The sequence below is a fragment of the Nocardia brasiliensis NBRC 14402 genome, from assembly GCF_000308475.2.
GTDB lineage: Bacteria > Actinomycetota > Actinomycetes > Mycobacteriales > Mycobacteriaceae > Nocardia > Nocardia brasiliensis.
The window spans coordinates 1-12354 of the sequence record NZ_BAFT02000061.1 but is presented as its reverse complement, the minus strand read 5'-3'; the positions used below and the strand labels follow the sequence as shown (position 1 = coordinate 12354).

Annotated in this window: 3 protein-coding genes; 1 reads left to right on the top strand and 2 read right to left on the bottom strand. The window is 68.4% G+C overall.

Going from position 1 to position 12354, the window contains the following annotated elements; genetic code table 11:
• Positions 1-12: 12 nt before the first annotated feature.
• Complete coding sequence (locus TY25_RS20295; RefSeq protein WP_226887332.1) at positions 13-750, bottom strand: response regulator transcription factor; 738 nt, start codon at positions 748-750, stop codon at positions 13-15.
• Positions 751-776: 26 nt separating this feature from the next.
• The gene (locus TY25_RS20290; RefSeq protein WP_042258441.1) at positions 777-2216 is read right to left on the bottom strand and encodes a flavin monoamine oxidase family protein; all 1440 of its coding nucleotides are present in this window, start codon (positions 2214-2216) and stop codon (positions 777-779) included.
• A gap of 620 nt (positions 2217-2836) precedes the next feature.
• Between TY25_RS20290 and TY25_RS20285 the strand changes: the two genes are divergently transcribed.
• On the top strand, positions 2837-12354 hold a 9518-nt coding region (locus tag TY25_RS20285), incomplete at its 3' end, for a non-ribosomal peptide synthetase (RefSeq protein WP_156055119.1).

Here is a 12354-nt window from a genome sequence, read left to right as displayed (position 1 = left end):
GGCTCGCGCGCGTCAGCCCGCGGTGCCGCCCGCGTTGGCCGCCTCGACGGCCGGTGCGGGCTTGCCGCGGGTGGCTTCGTCGTTGAACCGGAAGCCGATGCCGTGCACCGTGACGATCCAGTCCGCGGAGCCGAGCTTCTTGCGGATGCTGCTCAAATGGGTGTCGATGGTGCGGCTGGCCAGCGAGGTCACTTCGGCGTCCACCTCGTCGTACCCCCAGATCCGTTGCAGCAGTTCGGCTCTGGAGAAGACCCGCTGCGGTTCGGTGGCGAGCAGGCGGAGCAGTTCGAATTCCTTACGGGTCAGCTCGATGAGCCGATTGTCGACGCGGACCTCCCGCAGGGCCGAGTCGATCTCCAGTTGGCCGACGATCAGCGCGGGCTGCGACATCATGTGGACCCGGCGGAGCAGACCGCGCAACCGTGCCATGAGTTCGCGGCTGTGGTACGGCTTCACGATGCAGTCGTCGCACCCGGCTTCGAGGGCGAGGACCTGATCGAGTTCGTCGAGCGAGGAGGCGAAGGCGATGATCGGAATATCGCTGGCGGCGCGGATCTCCCGGCACAGCGTGAGTCCGTCGAAATCGGTGAAGTCGAGATCGATGAGCACCACATCGAAATCGGCATAGGTGGCGAGCGTGGCGGCCCCCGTCGAGATCGGCTCGGGCACGAACCCGTGCCGTTCGAGGTCTTTGACGGTGTCGTCGACCCCCGCGCAATCCGACACGATCAACAAGCGCGGATGCAGCAACGCGCTACTCCTTCCAGGTGTTGCCATCAAGTGAAAGACGTGAGTTCGAGGAGAACTCGTATGGACGACTCCAGCGCGTAGTTCATCGAGCCGCCGTTGGGTTCGAATGCCGTGTGCTCGCCTGCGAAATGTATTCGTCCTTCCGGTGTCCGGGTATGCGCCATCAGCTCGCCGTGTGCCAGTTCGGGGAGCACGTAGGCGCCCCCGATATAGGGCTCGTTGTCCCATGCCACGGAGGTGCCCAGTTCGAAGTGGTCCCGTGCCCCCGGCAGGATCGATTCCAGTTCGTGCAGTGCGAAATTCACCCGCTCGCCCGCGCTCATGTTCGCCGCGGCCTGCGCGGGCCAGCCGGTGAGCCAGCATTCGAGGATCTTGCGCGGGCCCGGTAGTCCGGGGGTGCCGTCGCGCACGGTGCCGAGCGGGGTGTCCGTGGACAGCATCAGCCGTTTCTCCGGCCAGAATTGGGCGCGCATCTGCAAGAAGATGCGCAGCACCGACGAGTAGCGCAGCCGGCGCATGGCCGAATGTTTCGCCGCGGAGAGCCGCGCCATAGAAAGATTGATCCGGCGCAGGCTGGTGAAGGGAACGGTGACGATCACCCGGTCCGCGCAGAGCGTCTGCAGCCGGTTGTGATCGACGAAGCTCACCTGCGCCTCGTGGTCGGTCTGGCTGATCCGGACGACCGGTTTGCGGTAGTGGATGCGGTCTCTGATCTCATCGGCGAGTGCGTGCGCGAGCCGGTCGGTGCCGCCCTCGACCTTGTACCAGCGCGCGTCCGCGGTGGTGAACGAGCGGGGACCGGATTCATAGCGGGCCCATGCCATGGCCGAGGCGGATTCCAGTTCGCCGCCACGCATTTCCAGGAACATCGGTTCCATCAGATCGATCGCGGCGGCCGAGGCGCCCCGATCCTCGAGTACCCGGCGCACGGAAAGACGGTCGAGTTCCTGTAGCTGCGGGGCCGGCGTCCAGCCGAGTTCCGCTATTTCGGGGCAGATGTCCGCGTTGGGTTTCGTGACATATTCGGCGATCAGATCGGCGACCGTGCGATTTCGTTCGTGCGGATGCAGGCCCAATATTTCGGCGTGGTCGTCCAGGTTGTCGGGGCGTATTCTGGTGCCGTGGCGGAGATAACTGAAATCGGTGTCGACGAGATCGCTCGGCTCCGTTTTCAGGCCCAGTGCCCGCAGATAATGCATGGTGTAATGGCAGTGTTCGGTCACCGTCATCGCGCCCGCTTCGGTGCGCAGACCGTCGTCGAAGGGATCGCGCAGGGTACGGGTGCGTCCGCCGGGCCGATCGCTCGCCTCGAGTACGGTGACGTGAGTTCCGTTGCGCGCCAATTCATTCGCTGCCGCCAGGCCGGACAGTCCGGCGCCGACGATGATGACGGATCCGATGGGTTCGCGCAGCGGGAGCCCCTCGTCGAAGGTGCGCCTGACGTCTTCCTGGGTAAGCCTCAGCACTGCGATCCTTCCGGCGAACTGCCACTGATTTCCGCCGGCCTCGCTGACGTTATTGATGAAGCTACTTCATCGACAGGTCATCGCGTCGACGAATTTCAAGCGTCCGCATCCAACCTATAATCCTTTTGCGAATGAAATTATCGTATCAACGGGCCCGAAGTGGTGCAAACAAGTTTCAGTTGCCGCAATTTAACTCGGCGGGTGTGTTGTGCACCTCACTGGCGGGACGTTGTTTGCTTGCCACGTTGTGACCGTTGTCACATTCGTCGGCTGTTTGAAGCGTGACAACTCTCCGGCGAATCGGGTCCAAATCACGGTCCTTGCCGGTGTTTTCACTGACCATCGGTGATACGCACGGTCTGTCGCCGATCTTCGGATAGGCGATAGTTGAAGCCGGGGCTAATCGTGTGCGAACGCTTGACCTCGGGGGCGGGCAGTGGTAACCGACCGGTCAGCGTGCTGAGCGGGGTGCCAGGAAAACCTGGCTCGTGTTGTGCGTTGAGGCAAGGAAATCGGGGCTTTCATCCACCAACTGCTATGGGGGTGAATGATAGCCGGCTCGATCGTGCGTCCCGGCCTGCGTGGATGTTCGGGGTGCGCAGCGGAGGAAGGGAATCGGCATGTTGGATCCCGCCGGACCGGTCGTCGTCGCGCGCGCGGCGACCTGGTTGTCGTTGTTCGAGGAGCAGGTGGCGCGCCGGACCGACTCCGTCGCGGTGACATTCGACGGGATATCGCTGACCTATGGGGAGTTCGCGGGACTGGCGCGGCGCTGGGCCCGGTATTTGATCGCGCAGGGCGTCGGCCCGGATTCGCTGGTGGGCATCGCGATTCCGCGCTCGGTCGAACTCGTCGTCGCCGTGTATGCGATCCAACTCGCCGGCGGCGGGTGTGTGCCCATCGACCCGGAGCATCCCGGCGCGCGTAATCGCTACGTCCTCGACTCGGCCCGGGTAGCGCGGATATTGACTCTCGCGGATTCGGGATTCGATGTCGGGCCGGGTGCGATCCCGATGGATCGTATTGATGTGTCCGGCTTTTCGCCGGAGCCGATCACCGACGCGGAACGGCTGGGCGTATTGCGTTCCGCGAATGTGGCCTACGTGATGTTCACGTCCGGCTCGACCGGTCAGCCGAAAGGGGTGGCGGTGTCGCACGCGGCACTGGTGAACCGGCTGGCATGGATGCAGGCGGAGTACGGTTTGGACGACGGCGACGCGGTACTGCACAAAACGCCCGTTTCGTTCGACGTGTCGATGTGGGAACTCTTGTTGCCGTTGCAGGCCGGCGCGCGGTTGGTGCTCGCGGCGCCGGGTGGGCACCGCGACCCGGGCTATCTGACCGAACTCATCGCGCGCGAAGCGGTGACGGTCGTGCACTTCGTGCCGTCCCTGCTGGAGTTGTTCCGCACCGCGACCGGTGCGGCCGAATGTCACGGGTTGCGTGCGATTTTCGCCTCGGGCGAGGCCTTGCCCGGCCCACTGGCGCAGGCGACGGTCGCCGTCACCGGTGCACGCCTGCACAACCTGTACGGGCCGACGGAGGCGGCCATCGACGTCACCCGGCACGAGGTGCGCGGCACCGACACCGGATCGGTGCCGATCGGACGTCCCGTGCCCAATACCCGGGTGTACGTGCTGGACACGCGATTGGCACCCGTCCCGGCCGGAGCGGTCGGGGAACTGTACCTGGCGGGGGTGCAGTTGGCGCGCGGCTACCTCGGACGCGTCGGCGCGACGGCGGATCGATTCGTGGCCGACCCGTTCACGGCCGGGCAGCGGATGTACCGCACCGGGGATCGGGTGCGCTGGAACGCCGAGGGCGATCTGGAGTATCTGGGGCGTAACGATTTTCAGGTCAAGGTGCACGGGGTGCGGATCGAGCCCGGGGAAATCGAGGCGGCGCTGTCCGTGCACCCGGTCGTGACGCGGGCGGTGGTCACCGTGCGGTCCATCGGGGGTGCCGCCCGATTGCTCGGGTACGTCACCGTCGACTCCGCCCGGGCGGTGTCCGATGCCGGCGACGAGGATGCGCGGATCGAGCACTGGCATCGGCTCTACGACGAGGTCTACGCCGACGACGCCACGGCCGAATTCGCGGGTTGGCACGACAGTTACACGGGCGCACCGATTCCGGTCGAGGAGATGCGGCAGTGGCGGGACGCGACCGTCGCCCGGATCCGCACGCTGCGGCCGAGCCGGGTGCTCGAGCTCGGCGTCGGCACCGGTCTGCTGCTGTCCGCGCTTGCCGCGGAATGCGCGGAGTACCACGCCACCGACGTTTCCGCGGCGGCGATCCGGAACCTGGCGGGGCGGCTCGACGCCGAGTGGGCCGGACAGGTAGTGCTGGAGCGGCGGGCGGCGCATGATCTGGCCGGACTGCCGAGCGAGTGGTTCGACACGATCATCCTGAACTCCGTCGTGCAGTACTTCCCGAGCGAACGCTACCTGCGACGCGTGCTGGAGCAAGCACTGCGCGTACTCCGGCCGGATGGTGCGCTGTTTCTCGGCGATATCCGGAACCTGGCCTTGCACGAAACACACACCGCTGCGGTGCAGCTCGCGCGGCACGGTATCGCCGACCCGGGCGTGCTGCGTACCCGGGTCGAAGCGGCGCTGCGCGCCGAACCGGAACTGTTGCTGGCACCTGACTACTTCACGGCACTGGCTCGCGAGACGGCTGAAATCGGTGCGGTCGACATCGCACTGCGACGAGGAGCGTCGAGCAACGAGCTGACGTCCTACCGGTACGACGTCGTCTTGCGTAAACAACCGACGGACGCAAGGTCTCTGGCGCCCGGGCCGCGACTGCCGTTCACCGGTCGCGATGCACTGGGTGCTGCCTTGCGTGACGTGCACACCGCGACGTTGCGCGTCACCGAGATTCCGCACGCGGGCGTCGATCGCGATCTCGACGCGACGGCGGAGGCGATCGGCGAGCCGCGATCGTCCCGCGACGGGCTGCTTCCCGAGGACCTGCACCTGCTCGCCGCGGCGAACGGCCGGACCGCCGCGGTGACGTGGTCGGCCCGGAAAGGCCACATGGACGCGATATTTCTCGCGGATGCGCCCGACTGCCCGCTCACCGATGTCTACCTGCCCGACGGTCCGCCACAAGCCCCGGCCCACTACGCGAACAATCCGCAGACCGCCTCGGTGGTCGCGGATCTGCGCGCGCACCTGCGAGAGTTGTTGCCCGACGTCATGCTGCCGACGGTCGTGGTGCTCGACGAGTTCCCGCTGACCGTGCACGGCAAGGTGGACCGAAGTGCGCTCCCGGTACCGGAGGTCTTCGCGCACAACCGTTCTCGGGCACCCGCGACCACAAGCGAGCGTGCGGTGGCGGAGCTGTTCGCCGAGACCTTGGCGGTCGGTGCGGTGGGTGCCGACGACGATTTCTTCGCGCTGGGCGGGCACTCCCTCTCGGCGACCCGGCTCGTCGGTCGCATCAGGGCGGTGCTGGGCGTCGAAGTGCCGATCCTGACGGTGTTCGACGCGCCGACCCCGGCATTGCTGGCGGCCCGCCTCGACCGCGGTGCCGAGGCCCGACCGGCGCTGATCGCCCGCGCGCGGCCCGCACGGATTCCGGCTTCCTTCGCCCAGCAGCGGTTGTGGTTCCTGTATCGGCTGTACGGGCCTTCGGCCACGTACAACGTGCCGTCGGCGGTGCGATTGACCGGGCCGCTGGACGTGTCCGCGCTGGGTGCGGCGGTCGGGGACGTGGTGCGCAGGCACGAGAGTCTGCGCACGGTGCTCGCCGAGGTGGCGGGTGCGGCGGTACAGCGGATCTGCGCGAGCGCCACGGTCGAGCTGCCGGTGACCGAGGTCGTCGACGTCGCGGCGGCGGTGCGGGACGAAGCCCGGCGCCGGTTCGATCTCTCGGCGGATATACCGTTGCGTGCCAGACTGTTTCGGGTCGCCGCCGACGAGCATGTGCTGATCCTGGTGCTGCATCACAGTGCCTGTGACGGCGGTTCGCTGCCGGTGCTGGCGCGCGATCTGTCGCTGGCGTACGCAGCTCGGTGCGCCGGGCAACCTCCGGAACCGGCTCGGCGCACGGTGCAGTACGCCGACTACACGCTGTGGCAGCGGGACCTCCTCGGCGATCCCGCGGACCCGGCGAGTGTCTCGGCGGTTCAGCTGGAGTATTGGCGGGCGGAACTGGCGGGCCTGCCCGAGCAGTCGACGCTACCGCCCGACCGGCCCCGGCCGAAGGTCGCGAGCCACCGCGGCGATACGGTCGCCTTCGAGGTCGGGCCCGAATTGCGTTCGGCGGTGGAAGCCCTGGCGCTCGACCGGACGGCGACCGCGTCGATGGTGCTGCAATCGGTGTTCGCCGTGGTGCTGCACAAGCTCGGCGCGGGTGTCGATCTCGCGATCGGCAGCCCGATCGCGGGCCGGACCGACGACGCGGCGGCCGAGCTGGTGGGCTTCTTCGTGAACACGTGGGTGTTGCGCGTCGCGGTCACCCACCGCTCGACGTTCGCGGACGTGCTCGCCCAGGTCCGGCGCAAGGCGTTGCACGCCTACGCGAACCAGGACCTGCCGTTCGAACAGCTGACGGCACAACTGAACCCGGCGCGCTCGACGGCGATGCACCCGCTGTTCCAAGTGATGTTCGCGTTGCAGAACAACATGTTCCACGAATTCGCCTTTCCGGGAGTGCGGGTCGAACCCATGACGGTCGGCACCGGAACATCTCGGTTCGATCTGTTCTTCGCGCTGACCGAGGTGCCCGGCGGGGGTTACGCGGGCAGCGTCGAGTACGCGACCGACCTCTTCGATCGGGACACCGTCGAACGCCTCGCCGCGCGATTCGTGCGGATACTCGCGCTGGTTGTGCGGACGCCCTCGGCCACGGTCGGCGACATCGACCTGCTCGAGCCCGCCGAGCGCGCGCAGCTGCTCGAATCCTGCCGTGGCGCCGCCCGGCCCAGCGATCCGACGGCGACGCTGGTCTCGATGTTCGAGGCGCAGGTGCGGCGGACGCCGGACGCGCCGGCGCTGACGTACGCGGGTACGACGCTGACCTACCGCGAGTTCGCGGCACGGGTACACCGGCTGGCCCGCTACCTGGGGTCGGTAGGCGTGCGGCCGGGTGCGTTGGTGGCGATCGGCATGCGGCGCTGCGACGATCTGGTGATCTCGATATACGCGGTGCTCGTGGCCGGCGGCGGGTACCTGCCGGTCGACCCCGACCACCCGCTGGGACGCGTCGACCAGATGGTGGCGTCGGCGAAGCCGGCACTGCTGCTCACCGCGGGTAGGGACCTGGCGACCCGGCGAGTACGGCAGGTACGGGTCGATCGGCTCGACCTCTCCGGATTCGACGACGCGCCCCTGCCGGACGCCCGGCCGCGCGCCGGTGCGATCGCCTATGTCCTGTTCACTTCCGGTTCGACCGGCGCGCCCAAAGGCGTGGCGGTGCCGCACGCGGCGATCGTCAACCGGCTGGTCTGGATGCAGGCGGAGTACGGCCTGCGCGCGGACGACGCGGTGTTGCAGAAGACGCCCGCGACGTTCGACGTATCGGTGTGGGAGCTGTTCTGGCCCTTGCAGATCGGCGCCCGGCTGGTGGTCGCCGAACCGTACGGGCATCGGGATCCGGCCTATCTGGCCCGGATCATCACCGAACAGCAGATCAGCACCGTGCATTTCGTGCCCGCGCTGCTCGCGGTGTTCGTCGCGGAGCCGAAGGCCGCCGAATGCCGCAGTCTGCGGCAGGTTTTCGCGTCCGGTGAGGCGTTGCCCGCCGCGACGGCGCAGCGCCTGCGCGCACTGACCGGCGCGCGGTTGCACAATCTGTACGGTCCGACCGAGGCGGCCGTGGACGTCACCTTCCACGAGGTGAGCGCGGCGGACACGGTCTCGGTGCCGATCGGCGCGCCCGTGGACAACACCCGGATCTACGTGCTGGACAGCGGACTGGGACTGGTCCCGGACGGGGTGGCCGGTGAACTGTACGTGGCCGGCGCCCAGCTGGCGCACGGGTACGTAGGGCGGGCGGACCTGACCGCAGAGCGGTTCGTGGCCGACCCCTTCGTCCCGGGCGCGCGGATGTATCGCACCGGCGATCTCGGCAGGTGGACCGCCCGCCACGAACTGGAGTTCCTGGGGCGCACGGACTTCCAGGTGAAGCTCCGTGGCGTCCGGGTGGAACCCGGAGAGATCGCGGCGGTGCTGACGAATCTGACGCCGGTCGCACAAGCCGTCGTGGTGGTGCACACCGACGAGCGTCTCGGCGCTCAGCTCGTCGCCTACCTGGTCGCGGCAGCCGGTTGTGTCCTCGACCCGGAGGCGGTGCGCGCACACCTCGTCGGCGCCCTGCCGCCGAACCTGGTGCCCGCGGCGCTGGTGGTGCTCGACGAATTGCCGTTGACCGCGAACGGCAAGCTGGACACCCGGGCGCTGCCCGCACCGGAGTTCCTGGCGCGCTCGGCGTACCGGGCACCGGAATCATTGCCGGAGTTGGTGCTCACCGAGCTGTTCGCCGAAATCCTCGGCGTCGAGCGGGTCGGCGCCGACGACGACTTCTTCGACCGGGGCGGACACTCGCTGGCGACCACGCGTCTGGTGAACCGCATCCGCGTCGTGCTGGGACTCGAGGTGCCGGTCCTGACGGTGTTCGAGGCGCCGACCCCGGCCTTGCTCGCGACGCGCCTCGACCCGAGCTTGCCGCCGCGTCCGCCGCTGACCAGACGCGACCGTATGGAGCGCAGTGCGCTGTCTTCCGCGCAGCAGCGCATGTGGTTTCTGGACCGGCTGCGGGGACCGTCGGCGACGTACCACATTCCGGTGGCGGTGCGGCTCACCGGACCGGTCGATCTCGGCGCGCTCGCGGGTGCGGTGCGCGACGTCGTGCGCAGACACGAGAGCCTGCGGACGGTCTTTCCCGAGATCGACGGTGCGCCAGTACAAGTCGTGCGCGATCCGGAGCGGCTCGCGGTGCCGTTCGAAGTACGCGCATTGACCGCGGCGCAACTGCCGCAGGCGATGTCTGACGTGGCCCGGCGGCCCTTCGATCTAGCCACCGAGATTCCGTTGCGGGCCACCGCGTTCCAGTGCGTTGGCGACGAGCTGGTGTTCGTGCTCGTGGTGCATCACTGCGCGGCGGACGGCGGGTCGCTGGGACCGCTGGCGCGCGACCTGTCGGCGGCGTATTCGGCCAGATGCGCCGGGCGAACGCCGGAGCTGCCGCAGTTGCCGGTGCGGTACACCGACTACGCCGCGTGGCAGCGGGACCTGCTGGGGGACATCGACGATCCCGCGAGCCTGCTGTCGCGGCAGTTCGAGTACTGGCGGACCGAGCTCGCGGGACTGCCGCAGCAGCTGTCGCTGCCGACCGACCGGCCACGCCCGGCGACGATGAGCATGCGCGGTGCTGTCGTGGAGTTCGCGATCGACGCCGGATTGCGGGCGGCGGTCGAGGATTCGGCGCGCAGCCGGGGCGCCACCGCCTCGATGCTGTTGCAGTCGGTCTTCGCGGTGTTGTTGCACCAGTCGGGCGCCGGGCCGGAGATCGCGATCGGCAGCCCGATCGCGGGTCGCACCGACGACGCGTTGAGCGAACTGGTGGGGTTGTTCGTGAACACCTGGGTCCTGCGGGTACGCATCGGCGCGCAGGCGCGGTTCGACGAGGTGCTCGACCAGGTACGCGCCAAAGCACTAGGCGCCTACGCCAATCAGGACCTGCCGTTCGAGCGGCTGGTCGAACTGCTGAATCCGGTGCGGTCGACGGCGTTCCATCCGCTGTGCCAGGTGATGTTCGCCGTGCAGAACACTGCGGTTCCCGAATTCGACCTGCCCGGCGTCGCCGCCGAACCGCTCGCGTTACACACCGGAACGGCGAGATTCGACCTGCTCTTCGTGCTCGAGGCAGCGGTGTCCAGCGGGTACAGCGGCAGCGTGGAATACGCCAGCGACCTGTTCGACCAGCACACCGTCGAGGGCTTGGCCGCAGCGTTCGTGCGCTTGCTGGCGATGGTGGTGGCCGATCCGGCGCTGACCGTCGGCAGTGCCGCGCCGAGGCCTGCCGAACCGAAGAAGCCTGCGCGACAACGGGTTGCCTATCGCGCGCCGGTGACGCCGCGGGAGCGGATGCTCGCCGGGTTGTTCGCCGAGGTGCTCGGCGCGGCACGGGTCGGCGCGGACGACGACTTCTTCGAGCTCGGCGGGCATTCGCTGGCCGTCACCGGATTGGCCGCCCGGATCAGACAGGTCTGCGGAATCGAAGTGCCGATCCTGACGGTGTTCGAGGCACCGACACCGGCGCTGCTGGCGACCCGGCTGGACGAGAGCATGCCGGTGCGTCCGGCGCTGGTGCGGCGGGCTCATCCCACGCCGGTGCCGTTGTCCTTTGCGCAGCAACGACTGTGGTTTCTCGCCCGGCTGGAAGGCGCGTCCGCGACGTACAACATTCCGCTGGCGGTCCGGCTGACCGGGCCGGTCGATCTCGCCGCACTGCGGTCGGCGGTGACCGATCTGGTGCGCCGGCACGAGAGTCTGCGCACCGTGTACACCGAGGTCGCGGGCGTGCCGGTGCAGCGGGTGCGGGCGGCGACGGTAATCGACGTCCCGGTGGCCGACGTCGCGGACGTGCGTGGCGCGCTGGACGCCGCCGCGCGCTACGAGTTCGATCTGACGCGAGATATCCCGTTGCGGGCGAGCCTGTTCCGCTGTGCGGCCGACGAGCACGTCCTGCTGCTGGTGCTGCACCACATCGCCTGCGACGGCGGATCGCTTCCGGTGCTGGCGCGCGATCTGTCCGAGTCGTACGCGGCCCGCTGCGCGGGCCGGGAACCGGATCGGCCGGATCCGCCGGTCCGATACGCCGACTACGCGATATGGCAGCGGGACCTGCTCGGCGACCCCGGTGATCCGAAAAGCCCGGCGGCGCAACAGTTCGCGTACTGGCGCCGGGAACTAGCCGAACTGCCCGCACAGTTGACGCTGCCCTGGGATCGGCCGCGCCCGAAGATCGCGAGCGCACGCGGCGATATCGTCGAATTCACGGTGGGGCCGCGGCTGCGGGCCGCGGTGGAACAGGCCGGACGCGAGCGCGGCGCGACCGCGTCGATGGTGTTGCAGGCGGTGTTCGCGGTTCTGCTGCACAAACTCGGTGCGGGAGCCGATATTCCGATCGGGACGCCGATCGCCGGCCGTACCGATGCGGCGACCGCGGAGTTGGTGGGGCTGTTCGTCAACACCTGGGTGCTGCGGGTCGAGGTGTCCCGGAACGCCGCGTTCTCCGCGGTGCTCGACCAGGTCCGCGCAAAGGCGTTGGGGGCCTACACGAATCAGGATCTGCCGTTCGAGCGACTGATCGAACTGCTGAATCCGGTGCGGTCGACGGCGTTTCACCCGCTGTGCCAGGTGATGTTCGCGTTGCAGAACAATATGGCGCACGAATTCGACCTGCCCGGGCTGGAGGTCACCGCGGTGCCGGTGCGCACCGGCACCGCCAAACTGGACCTGTTCTTCGCACTGGAAGAGTCGCCCGCGGGTTACCTCGGCAGCGTCGAGTACGCGACCGATCTGTTCGATCGGCCCACCGTCGAGGCGCTCGCCCGCCGTTTCGTACAGCTGCTCGAAACTGTGGTCGCCGAACCGGCAGCCCCGGTCGCGGCACTGGATATCGTGCTGCCGGAGGAACGACAGAACCTGCTGGTGACGTGGAACGACACCGCGGCGGCGCCACCCACGGCGACGGTCCCGGACTTGGTCGCCCGCCAGGTCGCCGCGACGCCGCAGCGGCCCGCGGTGATCTGCGGCCCGACCGTGCTCACCTACGCCCAGCTGGAGGCGCGCGCCGAACGAGTGGCGAATTGGCTGATCGCACAGGGCGTGCGCACCGAAGAGGTGGTGGCGGTGAGCTTGCCGCGCTCGGCCGACAGCGTCGTCGCCATGCTCGGTGTACTGCAGACCGGAGCCACGTATCTGCCACTGGACCAGGACTATCCGGCAGCACGGCTGCGGTACATGACGGCGGACGCGCGGCCCGTGCTGCGGTTGGACGGCGCGTCGATGGCCGCGGCACAGCACCATCGCGCGGGCCGGACGCACCGGCCGTTTCTCGCGCCGGACAACGCGGCCTACGTCATCTATACGTCGGGTTCGACCGGCGCGCCGAAGGGCGTGCT